Origin of the sequence: Streptomyces sp. NPDC000594 (assembly GCF_040299965.1) — a bacterium.
In the GTDB taxonomy this organism is placed as follows: domain Bacteria; phylum Actinomycetota; class Actinomycetes; order Streptomycetales; family Streptomycetaceae; genus Streptomyces.
Map to the genome: position 1 here is coordinate 274,414 of NZ_JBEPCY010000006.1, position 15,133 is coordinate 289,546.

The following is a 15,133-nucleotide window of genomic DNA, read 5'->3' on the forward strand; positions in this document are numbered from 1 at the left end:
ACGGACCTCGGCCCCGAGTGACCTCGGGCAGACGTCGGGGCCAGCCCCGAACCCCGCTCCTCAATCTCCCCCAGACTTCGTCCGGGGGGACCCCCAAGGGGCTGGTTTTTGAGGCCCCCGCTCCTCAATCGCCGGAGAGGCTGAATCCGCCAGGGCAGCCCAGCTCGGGGGCCGAGGGGTTCGGGGAGCACGTCACCAGGGCCACCGAGTGGAAGACCGTACCGTGGAGGTAGTGGCCGAAGGAGACGTCGACCCCGTCCACCAACCGCTCCACCGCCGACGCCGCCAGCGCGTCCAAGCGGTCCGGGCGGCGCTCGTGGTCCATGGCGAAGCGGGGGACCACACCCGCCAGGTGGGAGGTGAACCAGGCGCCCGCCTCGCGGGGATCGTGCCAGGTGCCCCGGATCAGGGACGGCGGCTTGAGGAGCCAGTGGGCCGTACGGATCGGGGGGAGGTCGATGACGGGGAACTCCGCGAGGGCCCGGCGGTGGCGGTCGGCGACCTCCGGCGGGGTGGCCGTGGAGGGCACACCGACCGGCGGGCGGCGGAACATCTCACGGTCGAAGGCGGACTTCTCACCGAGCCAGGCGTATCCATGGACATGCACGGGTCATCGGCTCCTTCCGGGACGGCGGCGGCAGAGGGCTCAGCGGACGGCGCGGGCGCAGGTCGCGAGGAAGGACCTGGCGTCGGCGCCGAAGAGGGCACGGGCCGCCAGGAGGTCGAACTCCTCGCGGTGGGCCGCGACATCGCGGGGGTCGCGGAAGACCATGACCCCCGCCGACAGCTCGACCGTGGCGAGCCGGTCGTCGTACACCGTGAAGGTGTTGAGCGGCGCGGGCCCCCGCCCCGCGCGGATCGGCAGGAAGCCGAGGCGCACGTTCGGCAGCAGGGTCAGCGAGGCCAGGTGGTCGATCTGCCGGGCCATGACATCGGGGGAGGCCAGCGGCCAGCGCACCGCCTGTTCGGTGAGGAGGAAGGTGAAGCGCTTGGCCGGGTCCCCGAGGACCCGCTGGCGGTCCAGTTTCCGCCGGACGACCAGGGTGTGGTCCCCGGGGCGGTCCGCGAGGCCGCCCCGGATGTACTCGGGAACCGACAGCAGGCCCGCGATCACGGAGATCGTCAGCGAGCGGACCTCCGTGGACGCCGCCTCCAGACCGGCGAGTTCGCGCTGCTTGCGGTCCAGACCCCGGCGGCGCAGGCCCCGCGCGCTCTGCCACTCGGTGTCCGCCCGGCGGGCGAGGACCATGACCTCGGCGAGCCGTTCGGAGTCCGCGCCGCACGCCCGCATGATCTGTTCCACATCCACCAGCGAGGGCCGCACCCGGCCGTTCTCGATGCGGCTGATCTTGGACTGGGACATGGCGCAGCGGACGGCGACGCGGGCGCCGGAGAGCCCGGACTCCCGGCGGATCCCCTTGAGCAGAGCGGCCAGTTCCGCGCCGGAGCGGCCCAGCTCCCCGTGGGCGACGCTCAACCCTCGACATACCCGGGGAAACCCACGGCGACCTGCGAAAATAGATACGGCGACAGCAACATCGGCAGCCTCCCCAGGGCACGCTCGGAGCCGGACGGGAGGACGATACGGAGCCGGAAAGGGCGGTGTCCACGAGCCAGGGCCGCTATGCGCGTTGTCGCATAAACCCAGGTGGATCAGGAGGTGGGCGGGGGCGTGCGCGGGCGCGCCGGGCGCAGTGCCGCATACGCCGACCAGGCGTCCAGCAGCGGCGGAAGGACGCCGGAGCGGCGGCCGGGGGTGTGGGTGAGGGCATGGCGGACGGCCACCGGGCCCGCCGCCGGGAGGGCGGCGAGCAGCAGGGCCGCCGCGCCGGTGACGAAGGGGGCGGCGGCGCTCGTCCCGCTGAGGGGGAAGGGGCGGCCGTCGAAGCCGGTGCCGGAGACCCGGTCGCCGGGGGCGCCGAGGCCGTTGCGGCCGATCGACGCGCCGAGGTTGGAGCCGGGCAGGGGACGGCCGGCCGGATCGTAGGCGACCACGGGTATCACCCAGGGATGGGTGGTGAGGACGCCGCCGCCCACCCGGCCCTGGTTCCCGGCGGCGACCACCACGATCACTCCATGGTTCGCGGCGTGGTCGAGGGCGGCCTCCAGGGCGTGGTCACGGATGCCCGAGGGGGCGGGCTGGGCCAGGCTGAGGTTGAGGACCCGGGCGCCCGCGTCGACGGTCTCGGTGATCGCGTCGGCGAGTTCGCCCGTACGGACCCCGGTCAGACAGGTCGCGGGGCCGCCGCCGGGCGGGCGGTCGGCGAAGAGGGGCCGGGAGAGCAGGGTGCAGCCGGGGCAGATACCCGGGGTGCCGACAAGGAGCCCGGCGACGGCGGTGCCATGGGCGCAGCAGACGTCGCCGTGGCGGCAGGGGCCCGTACCGGCGGCGGGGCGCACCTCCCGGATCCGGCGGCCGGTGAAGGCGGGGTGGTCCGGGGCGAGGGGGCCGTCGATCAGGCCGACGACGACCGAGGGGCGGCCGGCCGTCCGTGCCCGCAGCGGGGTGAGGCGTACCAGGTCCAGGGGGTCCACGGCCGGTCGCCCGCTACTCCAGCAGATAGGTGGGCGGTTCGCAGTCGCGCAGGCACCGGTCCTGGCAGCCGCCGAGGCAGTCGCCCGCCTCCCAGGGGGGTCGGTCCTCGCAGAGATCGGCGCACTCCTGGGAACAGAGGGTGGCGCAGTGGGTGTCCAGCTGGGGGCGCACCCGGTCGCCGGGGGACGGTGGCGCGCCCGGGGCCGGTGGCGCGGGGGCGAATCCGGGGAGTGTCATGGGGTGCCTCCCGAAGGCCACCAGGCCGGGTCCCGGCAGCGGTCGGCCAGGCAGGTGGAGTAGCAGCTGTCGTAGGAGCCGTCGGAGCGGTCGAGGCCGTCGCAGCGGGAGCGGCAGTTCTCGCCCTCGACGCTCTCGCAGGTGATCTCCTGGGGAAGGAGGAGAGCACCGGGGGTGATCGGAGCACCCGGGGTGTCCTGAACACCCGGGGTGGTCGGGGCGAATCCGGGCAGGCGTCTCATCGTGGTTCTCCCGGATAGGGGTTGTCTCCGCCGCACCAGCTCTCGACGCAGTCCGCGTAGCAGTTCGCCTCGGTGGAATGCCGGCACTGGGCCCAGCACGGGCCGCTCGCGCCTTCCTCGCAGGCGGACCACTGGGCGGTGATCCGGTCACCCGGAGCCGGGCCGGTCCCGGGGGACGGGCGGCTCCGGAGGGCCGGGCCCGTGGTGAATCCAGGGATGCGCACGCGTCCTCGCCTCCGTACGCGATCAGAAGCAGTCCTTCATGCAGTCGGCGTAGCACCGCTGCCACTTGGGCTTGCTGTGGTCATGGCCATGGGCGAAGGTGCACTCGGCACGGCATTCCATGGCGCAGAACGACTCCAGCTGGGGGACCAACCGGTCGCCCGTGCTCGACGGCGGGCCGGGGCGGCGACGTTCGTAACCGGGGATGGCCATGGTTCCTCACCTCCTCTCACCACGGCACGGGCGCCACGGTCACAGGCGCCACGGTCACAGGCAGGTGTCCGCACAGCCGCCGGTACAGGCGGTGTAGCACCGCGCGTGGTCCGGTCGCCATCCGCAGACGATGAGGCATCGCCGCCGGCAGTTCTCGTAGCAGACCAGCCGTACCGCGATCTCCTTCTTCTTCGGGGACAGCCGCTCCGGCTCCAGAAGGTGTTCGTAGCCGGGCAGCAGGCGGCTCATGGGATCACCGGGCCTCGGCGCAGAGCCGCTTCAGACATCTGCGGACACAGGCGGCGGGGTCGTAGGTGTTCCGGCATCGGTGGCGGCAGACCGGGCCCAGTTCCTCCTCGCAGGTGAACTGCTGGGGCACGAGCCGGTCGCCGGCGCCCGCTCGGCGGTCCGCCGCCGTGACGGCGAATCCGGGGATACGCATGTCCGTTCGCCTCCTCGGGCTATCGGTCGTAGTGACTGTCGGTTGTGGGGGGCTGTTGGTCGTGGGGGCTATCGGTCGTAGTAGGGCTGGGGCGGGGTCACGGTGAACGGGTACAGCCCGCTGACATCGACGCGGGCGGCGAACTTGTCCGTGACATTGGTCTGGCGGTGGGTGAAGGAGAAGACCACGGTGACGACCGTCTGAGCACCGGAGCTGAGCCGGGAGGGCCCGGCCTCGACCTGGGTCAGGATGTAGCCGTCGTCCCGTTTCCGGTTGGCCTCCAGGTACATCTGCTCACTCCGTACCGCCAGGTAGTTGATGGCCCGGTCGGCGGGGTCGGCGCCCGCGTTGTCGTTGAGCTGGATCAGGCGCTGGAAGAGGTCCTTGGCGCCGCTCTCGAACTCCTTGCGGGCGGCTCCGCCGGGGCGCTTGATCGCCCGGAACAGATGCTTCCGGTCGAAGGACCAGATCTTCTCGACACCGACGACGGGGACGGAGAGCCCCTGGCAGAGGCCGGGGGGCGCGACCGGGCCCCGGTGGCCGACGACGACGGCCATACCCCGGTCGTTCTTGACCGGGTGGAGGGCTTCGAGCAGGTCGATCAGTTCGGTGGGGTCGGCGGGGACCAGGATGTAGGTGTCGACGCCCTGGACGGCGAGGACGTAGCACATCTGGCGGGCGATGTAGCGGTTCTCCGGGTCGGAGAGCACGCGGTGCATCGCCTCGGCCTCGCTCGCGTCACGGATGTCGCCGACGCCCGCCGCCTGGAAGAACTCGTGCTGGACGGAGGCGTCCGGGAAGACCGGGTTGACCTGGCCCAGGACATAGACGAAGCCGGGCTCGGCGGACGCGTCCCCGGAGTCGTCCCCCGGGGTCCCGCAGCCGCAGCCGCACGCCTGGGTGACGCCGGACGTCAGGCCGTCCGGGGCGGCCTCGGGGGTGGAGAGGGAGCCGGGGACGGGCTGCGGTGGCGCCGGAGGCGGCGGGAGTGCCCCGTCCTCCGCCGGGCTCGGAGGGTGCGGCGGGCGCAGCGGGCTTGTCGGGGTGTCGTTCGGATCGCTCTGCATCGGTCACTCCTCGCGCACGTCCTGGCGCCGGAACGGTCCGCCCCGGCCCTTCCCACGGTCGTGTCGCGATCGGTGTACATCCGCCCGGCCGGTCCCCAGGGCATCCAGGGCTCCGGTGACGGTGACGGTATGGGTGGCGGCGTCAGCGGTCGGTGCGACGACCGCCGATCGCCATCCAGCCGTTCAGGGCCCGGGCCCGGCGTCCACAACCGCCACAGGGCCGGACGCCCACCGCCGAGGTGACCCGGGCGACGGCGTCGCCTAGGCCGATCCCGGCGCCCTCCTGGGCGAAACCGGGGATGTTCACACGGTGCCGGGGCTTCGCGGTGGACCCGCTCCCCCGAGCGGCCCGCTTGCTTGTTGCTCCGTCAACCACTCTGCTCACATCCGGTCTTGGAGCCGACCCGGACGGTGTCCGTCCGGTGGTTCTGTTCCACTTTCGGTCGTATCCTCCCTTCTCCATCCTCCCCTGGCCGGGGAGCTGCCGCACCTCGGCCACCGGGGCCGGGGGTATCGCCGCCGCAGGACGCGGAACAAATGGGCTTGCCTGGAGTGAACTCCAGCGAGTTGGCTGGCCGTTCATGGAGTACACACAGCTCGGACGCACAGGACTCAAGGTCGGCCGGCTCGTCCTCGGCACGATGAACTTCGGCCCGTTCACCGACGAGGCGGACAGCCACGCGATCATGGACTCCGCACTCGGTGCGGGCATCAACCTCTTCGACACCGCGAATGTCTACGGGTGGGGCGAGAACAAGGGCCGCACCGAGGAGATCATCGGCAGCTGGTTCGCCCAGGGCGGCGGCCGGCGCGAGAAGGTGGTGCTGGCGACCAAGGGGTACGGGGACATGACCCCCGGCGGCACCCCCTGGCCCAACTTCGACCGGCTCTCCGCGCTGAACATCCGGCGGGCGGTGGAGGCCAGCCTCAAGCGGCTGAACACCGACTACGTGGACCTCTACCAGTTCCACCACATCGACCGGCTGACCCCGGTGGACGAGGTCTGGCAGGCGGTCGACACCCTCGTACAGCAGGGCAAGATCCTGTACGCCGGGTCGTCCAACTTCCCGGGCTGGCGGATCGCGCAGATGAACGAAGAGGCGCGGCGCCGGGGCTCGTTCGGGCTGGTCAGCGAGCAGTGCCTGTACAACCTGGTGGAGCGGCGGGCGGAGATGGAGGTGATCCCGGCGGCCGAGGAGTACGGCCTCGGGATCATCCCGTGGTCGCCGCTGCACGGCGGGATGCTCGGCGGCATGCTGCGGAAGCAGTCGGAGGGCGGACGCCGGGCCGGCGGACGCGCGGCGGAGCGGATCGACGACCCGGGGATGCGGGAGCGGATCCAGGCGTACGAGGACCTGATCGCCGAGCACGGTCTGGAGCCGGGCGAGGTGGCGCTGGCCTGGCTGCTGACCCGGCCCGGGGTCACCGGACCGATCGTGGGGCCGAGGACGGCGGACCAGCTGGACAGCGCGGTACGGGCGGTCGCGCTGAAGCTGGGCGACGATCTGCTGACCGGCCTTGACGCGCTCTTCCCGGGCCCGGGGCCGACCCCGGAGGCGTTCGCCTGGTAGACGGACGCCCCCGGGGCCGTATCAGCGGCCCCGGACCGGTCCGGGCCCCCGGTCAGGGGGTCCGGACCGGCCGTGGGGACCGGCCGTGGGGACCGGCCGTGGGGACCGGTCTCAGCGGACGTGGGCCATGGCGGAGCTGATCCGGTCGTTCCACCCGGGGAGCATCCTCGCCGCCTGAGTACCCGCCTCGATCAGCGAGGCGTGTTGCAGGTCGAAGTCCTCGTAGAAGCGGAACGTGCACTTGTAGTAGATCTTGTACGAGCTGGTCCGGTCGTTGAAGTCGGCCCTCGGGAGCCGGTACCAGTACTGGTTGTAGAGCTGGTCGCACGGCGCCCCGCGCAGTTCCACGGAGTCGCCCTGGAAGTACTCGTGCTCCCAGAGCTGCGCCACCACCACAGGGCCCCGGCCGATCCGGTGGACCGTACGGTCGGCCCCGGCGTACGCGCTGCCCGCGCCGCCGACGACCAGCGCCAGCGCCGCCGCCGAAGCGGCCAGGACCACCCGGCGCAGCGCACCCGGTGCTCGCCGTGTTCTCTCCGATGGTTCTCGTTCGGACATCGTCGTCCTCCAGAGGAGTTCCCGGGACGGGAACAGAAAGGGAAACGGGGACGGGGACGGGTCAGCGGACGAACATGACGGAGCTGAGCCGGTCGTTCCAGCCCGGCAGCATCCGTGCGGCGGCCGTGCCGACGAAGGTGGCACCCCTCTGATAGGTGTGCTCGTAGCCGTACATCGTGCAGCGGTTGTGCGTACGGAACGAACTGACCCGGTCGTTCCAGCCCGCAGGGAGCTGGCCGTGGAGCTGGGGATACTCGGTCTGGTCGCAGGGGAAGCCCAGGAGCTGCACGAACTGGCCCTGGAAGCCCTCGTCCTCGTAGAAGGTGACCAGCGGTACGCCCGCGCCGATACGGATGACGTCGTCCCCGTCGGGGGTCATCGCATGGGCGGAGCCCGTAACGGCGAGGAGGAGCACCGTCATCGGGACCGCGAGCGCCCTTGACCGGAGCGTTCTTCGCGCTCTCCGGGATAGTGATCGGACAACCATCGTTGCTCTCCAAAGGGTGGGGAGAGGGACAGTCGGGGCGTGACGAACGGGGAGCGGCCGACGCATGGGTGACGTGGCACCGCTCCATCCCGGTACCGGCCCCGCCCCGAAGGCCGGTACCGGGAGTCCGGGGTCCGGTCAGCCGACCGGAATGAGCATCAGGGAGCTGGTCCGGTTGTTCCAGCCCGCCGGCATCCGCACCGTCCGGGCGCTCGGGAGGGTGATCTGCGCGCCCCGCAGATCCCCGTGCTCCGCGACCCGGGCCCGGCAGTTGTGGAAGGTCCGGACGGAGCTGATGGCGTCGTTGAAGGCGGCGGGAACACGCCAGATGACGCGGATGTCGCCGCCCTGGCGGCAGGGGTCGCCGTACACGGGCCAGGCCCCGCCGCCGAAGTTCTCCTCCAGATGGAAGGTGGCGAGCAGGACCGCCGGGGCGCGGCCCAAGCGGTCGGCGGGCGGCGGCGCGGCCGGGGCGGCGGTTCCGGCGGGGTCGGGGGCCGGGCCCACCAGGGCGAGGGCCACCCCCGCCGTGAACACGGTGAACAGCCGGGTGAGACGGGCGGAGCGGGACATCGGCGCCTCCCAGGAACGGGATGGAAGGGGGATCCGGCGCCGGGGAGGCCGGTGAGTTCGGTGAGGCCAGTGGGATCGATGAGATCGGCGAAGTCGGTGAAGTCGCGTCGGGCGGGCCGCTAGCGGCCGGGCCGGAGCAGGCCCAGGGAGCTGATCTGGTCGTTCCAGGCGGGGGGCAGGGTCGCGAAGTGCCCGGCCAGCATGATGTTCCCGCCGCGACGGTGGGTGTGCTCGTAGACGATCATGTAGCAGTCGCGGGCCAGCCGGATCGAGCTGATGGCGTCGTTGAAACCGGCCGGAAGCTCGTTGACGGGCAGCATCGAGCCGCCCGACGGGCAACTGGCGCCCCAGATCTCGAAGGCGCCGCCCTGATAGCGCTCATGCTGGTACACCGTGGCCAGCAGGACATTCGTGGCGGCGGAACGCACGGGGGGCGCGGTGGTACCGGCGGTGGCCGTGTCCGCCGGGAGCAGCGCGAGCGCCAGGCCCGCCGCCGTCACCGCCGCCATCGGTGTCGCGGAACGGGCACGCTGGATCATTCCTGTCCTCCAGGGGCGAGGGGCCGGGGGAAAAGGGGTGGGCCCACGGGGGGATATGTGGACCCACCCCTCAGACCCGGCGGCGGGAGCGCCCCGGATACCGCCGCCGGGAGTCGAAGGGCACGCTCGGGAGGGCGTGCTGGGGAGGGGTGCGGGAGAGGGCGTGCTCAGTTGGGCAGGATCCGGAGCGAGCTGATGCGGTCGTTGAAGCCGCCCAGTGTGGGCATGTCCCAGCGGAGCCTGAGGCTCCGCCCCGTCTGGTTCTCGTGCTCGTACGAGAAGAGATCGCACCGGACCTCGACATCGATGGAGCTGACCCGGTCGTTCCAGCCGTCGGGCATCCGGTCCACCTCCACCGGGGTGTCGCCGTCCGGGGTGCAGGAGAAGCCCCGGATCGGCATGGCCTCGCCCCGGTAGTGGTCATGCTCGTACAGGGTGGCGAGCAGCGGCATCCGGGGCGCCCCGGACCCGGCCCCGGCGGCGGACGCCGTACCGGTCGCGGCGAGGGCGAGTGCGAGGCCCGCCGCCGCGAGCGTCGCTGGTCTGGATCGGGGCATCGGTGTCTCCTCCGGCGGAGCGGGCGCGGTGTCCGGATGGGCCCGGAGCGGGGTGCGCGGTCACCTGGGGAACGCGGGGCGTCCCGTCACGGGTTCACCGGCTGCGGAGAAGAAGGACGGCGGAGAGGGGCGGAGAGGGAAGGGGGGAACGGCACCGCGCCCCGGGGGACGCGGCACCGGCCCGGGTGCATGGAGAGTGCCCGGGCGTACGGAAGGCGCCCGGGTGTACGGAGGAGGGATCGGCTACAGGCCGAGCGCGGAGGCGATGGCGACGACCGCGAACATCAGCACAAGCACGCCCGCCATGATCTGGTTTCTGGTCCTGGAGTTCACCGAACGAGGTTAACCCGAGGCCAGGGGGGTGCCCGCGCCCAGGGCAGGTCCCAGGGGCCAGGTGGCGACGGTCTCGTAGCGGGGGCGCTCGCCGGGGACCCCGCCGCCGGGGAGGTGGCTGCGGACCAGGGCCAGCTCGGTCACCTCCCAGGGGGTGCCCTCGAAGGGGTGCAGCTCCGCCAGGAAGGGGGCCAGGTCGACGGCGGGGTCCGGGACCCGGGCGAGGGTGAGGTGGGCGCGGTAGGCGCGGTGCGCCTCCATGGCGACACCGGCGCGGGCCGCCGCCGCGTACGAGCGCTCCGCGAGCATCCGCAGCTCGTCGATGCCGCCCGCCGCGCCCGCCCACAGGGTCCGGCCGCCGAAGTGGCCGCCGCCGTGGAGGCGCAGCGGGAAGGGGGCGGTGCGCCGGGCCGCCCGGCCGAACCGTTCGCGCAGCTCGGGCAGGAGGGCGGGGTCGGTCTCGCCGAGGAAGGCGAGGGTGAAGTGCCATCCCGGCCGCCCGGTCCAGCGCAGCCCGTCCGCGCCCGGGAGGGCCCGCAGCCGCCCGGCGACGACGGCCAGCTCGGCGGCGGCGCCGGGCGGGGGCAGAACGGCGGCGAAGAGTCTCATGCCCCGAGTCTGTCCCACGGGGCGGGGACCGTCACCGGGCCCGGACGCGCCACCGGACCCCGCCCGGGCCCGCCCGCACCGGGCCCGGAGCGGGGCCGGTGCGGGCGAGGGCCGGGCCCGGGGCCGGGGTTACGGAAGGTAGACGCTGCGGCCGAACTCGAAGACACCGCGCTGGCCCGGCGGAAGCACCGCCGCGACCTGGCCCTCGCACTTGTCGTCATCGAAGATCAGCGCGGATTCGTCGGTGCCGTTCCGCACCGACAGCGGCCAGCGATCACTGGTGTAACAGCCGCTCGGGTTGTCGTAGTGCTGGCGGTTGATCGTGAGTTCGCCCGTGGCGGCGAAGGCCGAGGCGGGCAGGGTCACGGCCAGCGTTCCGGCGACGACGAGGGCGGCGAGGGTGGAGGCGAGACGGCGCATGGGTCGGACTCCCGACAGAGGGTGCGGAGGGGCGGCAGCCCCTCCCGTCGGCCACCCAACGTAGCCCTGTAAGTACCCTTGGTGACAATTCGTGAGGGCATCGCAGGAGTGGAATCCCTGGCCCGGAGGTGACGCCCCGCCCCGGCGACCCGGGAAGCCGGGGCTTCGGGGCGTCGGGGCGGGGAGCCGGGCCGTCGGGGCGGGGCCGGTGGTTCAGGCGGCGGCCGTCAGGCCCTCCGCCGTCTTCTCCCGCGCCTCCTCCCGCCGCTTCGGGACGAAGGCGAGATGCCGGTGGCCCCTGCGGAGGTCCACCTTCAGCCGGAGCCCGCCCGCACGGGCCAGCAGCAGACCCACCACCAGGGCGGCGGTCAGCGAGATCAGCCCGCCGAGGGCGAGGCTGACCCGGGGCCCGTACACATCGGTGAGCCAGCCGAAGACCGGGCCGCCGATCGGGGTGCCGCCGACGAAGACCATCATGAAGAGGCTCATCACCCGGCCGCGCATGGCCGGGTCGGTCGCGGTCTGGACGCTGGAGTTCGCGGTGACGTTCACCGTCAGGCCGAACATGCCGACCAGGACCATCAGCAGCGCGAAGAGCCAGAATCCGGGGGCGAACGCCGCCAGCACCTCCAGCGCGCCGAAGAGCAGCGCCGCGCCGACCAGGATCCGCAGCCGGGAGGTGCCGCGCTTGGCCGCGAGCAGGGCCCCCACCAGGGAGCCGACGGCCATCAGCGTATTGAGCAGGCCATACGTCTCGGCCCCGGAGTCATAGACGTCGTGGACGAAAGCGGTGAGCCAGATGGGGAAGTTGAAACCGAAGGTGCCGACAAATCCGACCAGGACGATGGGCCAGATCAGTTCGGGATGGGTGGAGACATAGCGCAACCCCTCCCGCAGCTGGCCCTTGGCGCGCGGCGGGCGCTCGGTGGGGGTCAGCTCGGCGGGGCGGATGAGCAGGAGCGCCGCGATGGGCGCGAGGAAGGAGAGGCCGTTGAAGAGGAAGGCGTAGCCGCTGCCGACGGCGGTGATCAGGACACCGGCGACGGCGGGGCCGACGAGGCGGGCGGACTGGAAGTTGGCGGAGTTGAGGCTGACCGCGTTGGGGAGCTGGTCACGGCCGACCATCTCGGAGACGAAGATCTGCCGGGCGGGGTTGTCGACCACGGTCACCAGACCGAGGAGGAAGGCGGTCACATAGACATGCCAGAGCTGCACCTGCCCGGTGAGGGTGAGCACCGCGAGCGCGAGACCCGTGAGGGCCATGGCGGCCTGGGTCGCCAGCAGCAGGCGCCGCTTGGGCAGCCGGTCGGCGAGGACGCCTCCGTACAGCCCGAAGAGCAGCATCGGCAGGAACTGGAGGGCGATGGTGATACCGACGGCGGAGGCGGAGCCCGTGAGGGTGAGCACCAGCCAGTCCTGGGCGATGCGCTGCATCCAGGTGCCGGTGTTGGATATGAGGGCGCCGGCGGCGAAGAGCCGGTAGTTCCGGATCCTCAGTGAGCTGAACATGGTGGTAGGGGCGGGTGCGGGTGCGGAGTCTGCTCCGGGTCCCGTACGCAAAAGTGTTCGCCTCCTCGAAGGTGGGGGTTACAGGTGCGCGAGCTTCTCCAGGATCGGGGCGGCGGCACGGAGCTTCGCCCATTCGTCCTCGTCCAGACCCTCGGCGAGATCGGTCAGCCAGACATTCCGCTTGCGGCGGCTCTCTTCGAGCATGGCCTCGGCCCGCTCGGTCTGGCTGACCACCTTCTGCCGGCGGTCCTCGGGGTGGGGCTCCAGCCGGACCAGCCCCTTGGCCTCCAGCAACGCCACGATCCGGGTCATGGACGGCGGCTGGACGTGCTCCTTGCGGGCGAGCTCACCCGGGGTCGCGGAGCCACAGCGGGCGAGGGTGCCGAGCACCGACATCTCGGTGGGGCTCAGCGACTCGTCCACACGCTGGTGCTTCAACCTGCGTCCGAGCCGCATCACGGCCGAGCGCAGGGCGTTGATCGCGGCGGCGTCCTCGGCCTCCGCGCGGGCGGCGTGGTCGGCGCCGCCAGGGGGTTGGTCTGACATGTTCTTTAGCATAACTCATTACCCTTCCTAAGGACCACTCGGGGGTGATATCACCCGTACGGGTGAGATGCGTAGGGAAATCTGCCCGGTGGTACGGCGGCACGGGACCCTGGGCGGATGGCATCGACTGTGCTCAGCCTGCGCATAGACAGTGAGCTGCTGGAGCGGGTCCGCGAGCGGGCCACCAGACGCGGCATGAGCGTCCAGGACTATGTGACCCGGACGCTCCGGCACGACGACTTCGACGAGCGTTTCCAGGCGGCGGTGGAGGAGACCGAGCGGTTCTACGGGCGGGCCTGAGCGCGCCCGTGCCCCGATGTGCCCCGGCGGACCGGGCACCGGACCCCGACCGGGAGGCCACCCGGGCCGGGAGGCCGGGATCCGGCCGCCCGGGGCATGGCGAGGCCCCCGGCCCCGGGCGGTGCGGCCCGGGGTCCGGGGGCCATGAAGCGCGTCGGGCCCGGCGCGGCTCCGCGCCGGGCCCAGCGCGGTCCTACGTGAGGCCCAGCGCGGGCATCGCGTAGTAGAAGACGAAGACCGCCGAGACGGCGTACATCGCGGCCGGCACCTCCCGGCCCCGGCCCACCGCGAGCCGCAGCACACAGAAGGTGATGAAGCCGATCCCGATGCCGTTGGTGATCGAGTAGGTGAACGGCATCATCACCATCGCCAGGAACGCCGGGACCGCGAGGGTCCAGTCGCTCCAGTCGATGTCACGGATCGACCCGGCCAGGATCAGGAAGCCGACCGCCAGCAGGGCCGGGGTCGCCGCCTGCGAGGGGACCATCGTCGCCAGCGGGGTGAGGAAGAGCGCCACCGAGAAGAGCGCGCCGGTGACCACCGAGGCGAGACCGGTACGGGCGCCCTCGCCGACGCCCGCCGTGGACTCCACGAAACAGGTGGTGGCCGACGAGGAGGTGGCGCCGCCGGAGGCGACCGCGATGCCGTCCACGATCAGCACCTTGTTGATGCCCGGCAGATTGCCGTCCTTGTCCAGCAGCTTGGCCTCGTCGCCGACGCCCAGGATGGTGCCCATCGCGTCGAAGAAGCAGGACAGCAGCACGGTGAAGACGAAGAGCGACCCGGTGAGGAGGCCGACCTTCTCGAAGCCGCCGAAGAGGCTGACCTCGCCGACCAGACCGAAGTCGGGCGTGGAGACCGGGTTGCCGGGCCACTGCGGGGTGGTCAGGCCCCAGCTGCCCTTGGGCAGCTCCGCCACCGCCTCGATGACGATCGCGATCACCGTCATCACCACGATGGAGATCAGGATCGCGCCCGGCACCTTGCGGATGATCAGGACCAGGGTGAGCAGCGCGCCGAGGACGAAGACCAGGACCGGCCAGCCCATCAGATGGCCGCCGTGGCCGAGGGTGAGCGGGACGGTGGTCTGCGCGGCGTCCGGGATACGGGAGACAAAGCCGGCGTCGACCAGGCCGATCAGCATGATGAAGAGGCCGATACCGATGGCGATGCCCTTGCGGAGGCTGCCCGGGACGGCGCTCATCACCCGTTCCCGGAGCCCGGTGGCGACCAGCAGCATCACCACGAAGCCCGCGAGGACCACCATGCCCATGGCGTCCGGCCAGGTCATCCGGGGGGCGAGCTGGAGGGCGACGACGGTGTTGACCCCGAGGCCCGCCGCGAGGGCGATCGGGACATTGCCGATGACACCCATGAGGAGCGTGGAGAAGGCGGCGGTCAGCACGGTCGCGGTGACCAGCTGGGCGTTGTCCAGCCGAGCGCCGTTCATGTCCACGGCGCTGCCGAGGATGATCGGGTTCAGCACGATGATGTACGCCATCGCGAAGAAGGTGGCGAATCCGCCCCGGACTTCACGGGCGACCGTCGATCCGCGCTCGGAGATCTTGAAGTAGCGGTCCAGGCCGCTGAGGGGGCCCTTCGGCTGATGCTCGGGGGCGGCGGCGGAGGCCGTCGGGGTCATTCCGTCCTCATTTGCAGCTTGGATGTTCCTACGAAGGATTCAGGTCAAAAGCAAACCGTTTCAGTATGAACATATAAGGGGAAGATCGCCATCTTCGCGCGTAGACCCTTGGGGCGACTGGCACCGCGCCGCGCCGGGCACCCGGATCACCCGAACGCCCGGATGCCCCGAGCGGGGCGGGAGGGCCGAGGGGGCGGCGATCTAGACTGTGGGCATGGCGAAGTGGACCCCCAAGCACGAGGCGCCCGAGCCCCTGGAGGGGCCCGTGGTCGCCACGATCACCGGTGGCACGATCATCTGGTTCGTCCTCTTCCTGGTGCAGATCCCGTTCTACGGCTGGTTCGAGGAACGGGACCTGATGTGGTGGGTCTGGACCTGTCTCGCCGGTGCCGGACTCGGGCTGATCGGCATCTGGTACGTACGGGGGCGCGAAGCCGCTATCGCGCGGGACGAGGCGGCCCGGCGCGCCGAGGCGGCGAAGGGGGCCCAGGGGGCCCAGGGGGCGGTCTAGCCATAGCCGCCCGTTTCAG

General features: G+C 71.9%; 23 protein-coding genes. 3 read left to right on the forward strand and 20 right to left on the reverse strand.

Going from position 1 to position 15,133, the window contains the following annotated elements; genetic code table 11:
• Window positions 1-124: 124 nt before the first annotated feature.
• The 10 genes from ABT354_RS12440 to ABT354_RS12485 all read right to left on the reverse strand — a co-directional run bounded on the left by ABT354_RS12440 (window position 125) and on the right by ABT354_RS12485 (window position 5,266).
• Complete coding sequence (locus ABT354_RS12440; RefSeq protein WP_351492453.1) at window positions 125-607, reverse strand: hypothetical protein; 483 nt, start codon at window positions 605-607, stop codon at window positions 125-127.
• 39 nt (window positions 608-646) lie between these two features.
• Window positions 647-1,477, reverse strand: coding sequence for a helix-turn-helix domain-containing protein (locus ABT354_RS12445; RefSeq protein ID WP_351492455.1), 831 nt, complete (start codon window positions 1,475-1,477; stop codon window positions 647-649).
• Window positions 1,478-1,653: 176 nt separating this feature from the next.
• A complete protein-coding gene (locus ABT354_RS12450) occupies window positions 1,654-2,535 on the reverse strand; it encodes a S8 family serine peptidase (RefSeq protein ID WP_351492457.1) in 882 nt (293 codons plus the stop codon).
• Between the two features lie 13 nt (window positions 2,536-2,548).
• The gene (locus tag ABT354_RS12455; RefSeq protein WP_351492459.1) at window positions 2,549-2,773 is read right to left on the reverse strand and encodes a hypothetical protein; all 225 of its coding nucleotides are present in this window, start codon (window positions 2,771-2,773) and stop codon (window positions 2,549-2,551) included.
• Window positions 2,770-3,015 (reverse strand): hypothetical protein, encoded by a 246-nt coding sequence (locus ABT354_RS12460; RefSeq protein WP_351492461.1) that lies wholly within the window; start codon window positions 3,013-3,015, stop codon window positions 2,770-2,772. Before ABT354_RS12460 ends, ABT354_RS12455 begins: the two co-directional genes overlap by 4 nt.
• Before the next feature lie 246 nt (window positions 3,016-3,261).
• Entirely contained in the window at window positions 3,262-3,450 is a 189-nt protein-coding gene (locus tag ABT354_RS12465) for a hypothetical protein (protein ID WP_351492463.1), read from the reverse strand.
• Between the two features lie 54 nt (window positions 3,451-3,504).
• Window positions 3,505-3,699 carry a hypothetical protein gene (locus tag ABT354_RS12470; RefSeq protein ID WP_351492464.1) on the reverse strand — a complete coding sequence of 65 codons (195 nt, stop codon included), beginning with the start codon at window positions 3,697-3,699 and terminating at the stop codon, window positions 3,505-3,507.
• 4 nt (window positions 3,700-3,703) lie between these two features.
• On the reverse strand, window positions 3,704-3,892 hold the full coding sequence (locus ABT354_RS12475; protein WP_351492466.1) for a hypothetical protein: 189 nt from the start codon (window positions 3,890-3,892) through the stop codon (window positions 3,704-3,706).
• Window positions 3,893-3,960: 68 nt separating this feature from the next.
• Window positions 3,961-4,959: a cyanobactin maturation protease PatG family protein gene (locus ABT354_RS12480; protein ID WP_351492468.1), complete on the reverse strand. Its 999-nt coding sequence runs from the start codon at window positions 4,957-4,959 to the stop codon at window positions 3,961-3,963.
• 142 nt (window positions 4,960-5,101) lie between these two features.
• Window positions 5,102-5,266: a hypothetical protein gene (locus tag ABT354_RS12485; RefSeq protein ID WP_351492470.1), complete on the reverse strand. Its 165-nt coding sequence runs from the start codon at window positions 5,264-5,266 to the stop codon at window positions 5,102-5,104.
• 274 nt (window positions 5,267-5,540) lie between these two features.
• Here ABT354_RS12485 and ABT354_RS12490 point away from each other — a divergent pair, with 274 nt between their 5' ends.
• Window positions 5,541-6,530: an aldo/keto reductase gene (locus ABT354_RS12490; RefSeq protein ID WP_351492472.1), complete on the forward strand. Its 990-nt coding sequence runs from the start codon at window positions 5,541-5,543 to the stop codon at window positions 6,528-6,530.
• 111 nt (window positions 6,531-6,641) lie between these two features.
• Here ABT354_RS12490 and ABT354_RS12495 read toward each other — a convergent pair whose 3' ends face one another.
• From ABT354_RS12495 to ABT354_RS12535, 9 genes are all read right to left on the reverse strand, one after another.
• On the reverse strand, window positions 6,642-7,088 hold the full coding sequence (locus tag ABT354_RS12495) for a hypothetical protein (RefSeq protein ID WP_351492474.1): 447 nt from the start codon (window positions 7,086-7,088) through the stop codon (window positions 6,642-6,644).
• A gap of 61 nt (window positions 7,089-7,149) precedes the next feature.
• Window positions 7,150-7,509 (reverse strand): beta/gamma crystallin family protein, encoded by a 360-nt coding sequence (locus ABT354_RS12500; protein ID WP_351492476.1) that lies wholly within the window; start codon window positions 7,507-7,509, stop codon window positions 7,150-7,152.
• A 204-nt stretch (window positions 7,510-7,713) separates the two neighbouring features.
• Window positions 7,714-8,148, reverse strand: coding sequence for a hypothetical protein (locus tag ABT354_RS12505; protein WP_351492478.1), 435 nt, complete (start codon window positions 8,146-8,148; stop codon window positions 7,714-7,716).
• A 119-nt stretch (window positions 8,149-8,267) separates the two neighbouring features.
• Window positions 8,268-8,687 carry a beta/gamma crystallin family protein gene (locus ABT354_RS12510; protein WP_351492480.1) on the reverse strand — a complete coding sequence of 140 codons (420 nt, stop codon included), beginning with the start codon at window positions 8,685-8,687 and terminating at the stop codon, window positions 8,268-8,270.
• A gap of 167 nt (window positions 8,688-8,854) precedes the next feature.
• A complete protein-coding gene (locus tag ABT354_RS12515; RefSeq protein ID WP_351492482.1) occupies window positions 8,855-9,244 on the reverse strand; it encodes a beta/gamma crystallin family protein in 390 nt (129 codons plus the stop codon).
• Between the two features lie 342 nt (window positions 9,245-9,586).
• Window positions 9,587-10,186, reverse strand: coding sequence for an RNA 2',3'-cyclic phosphodiesterase (gene thpR / locus ABT354_RS12520; protein WP_351492484.1), 600 nt, complete (start codon window positions 10,184-10,186; stop codon window positions 9,587-9,589).
• 129 nt (window positions 10,187-10,315) lie between these two features.
• Window positions 10,316-10,606, reverse strand: a complete 291-nt coding sequence (locus ABT354_RS12525) for a hypothetical protein (RefSeq protein WP_351492486.1) — start codon at window positions 10,604-10,606, stop codon at window positions 10,316-10,318.
• Between the two features lie 213 nt (window positions 10,607-10,819).
• Complete coding sequence (locus ABT354_RS12530) at window positions 10,820-12,166, reverse strand: MFS transporter (RefSeq protein WP_351492488.1); 1,347 nt, start codon at window positions 12,164-12,166, stop codon at window positions 10,820-10,822.
• A gap of 27 nt (window positions 12,167-12,193) precedes the next feature.
• Complete coding sequence (locus ABT354_RS12535; protein WP_351492490.1) at window positions 12,194-12,661, reverse strand: MarR family winged helix-turn-helix transcriptional regulator; 468 nt, start codon at window positions 12,659-12,661, stop codon at window positions 12,194-12,196.
• 117 nt (window positions 12,662-12,778) lie between these two features.
• Between ABT354_RS12535 and ABT354_RS12540 the strand changes: the two genes are divergently transcribed.
• Window positions 12,779-12,961, forward strand: coding sequence for a CopG family antitoxin (locus ABT354_RS12540; protein ID WP_351492492.1), 183 nt, complete (start codon window positions 12,779-12,781; stop codon window positions 12,959-12,961).
• Between the two features lie 193 nt (window positions 12,962-13,154).
• Here the strand turns inward: ABT354_RS12540 and ABT354_RS12545 are convergent, their stop codons facing one another.
• A complete protein-coding gene (locus tag ABT354_RS12545) occupies window positions 13,155-14,603 on the reverse strand; it encodes an NCS2 family permease (protein ID WP_351492494.1) in 1,449 nt (482 codons plus the stop codon).
• A 214-nt stretch (window positions 14,604-14,817) separates the two neighbouring features.
• Between ABT354_RS12545 and ABT354_RS12550 the strand changes: the two genes are divergently transcribed.
• A complete protein-coding gene (locus ABT354_RS12550) occupies window positions 14,818-15,114 on the forward strand; it encodes a DUF2530 domain-containing protein (protein WP_351492496.1) in 297 nt (98 codons plus the stop codon).
• The last annotated feature ends 19 nt before the right edge of the window (window positions 15,115-15,133 follow it).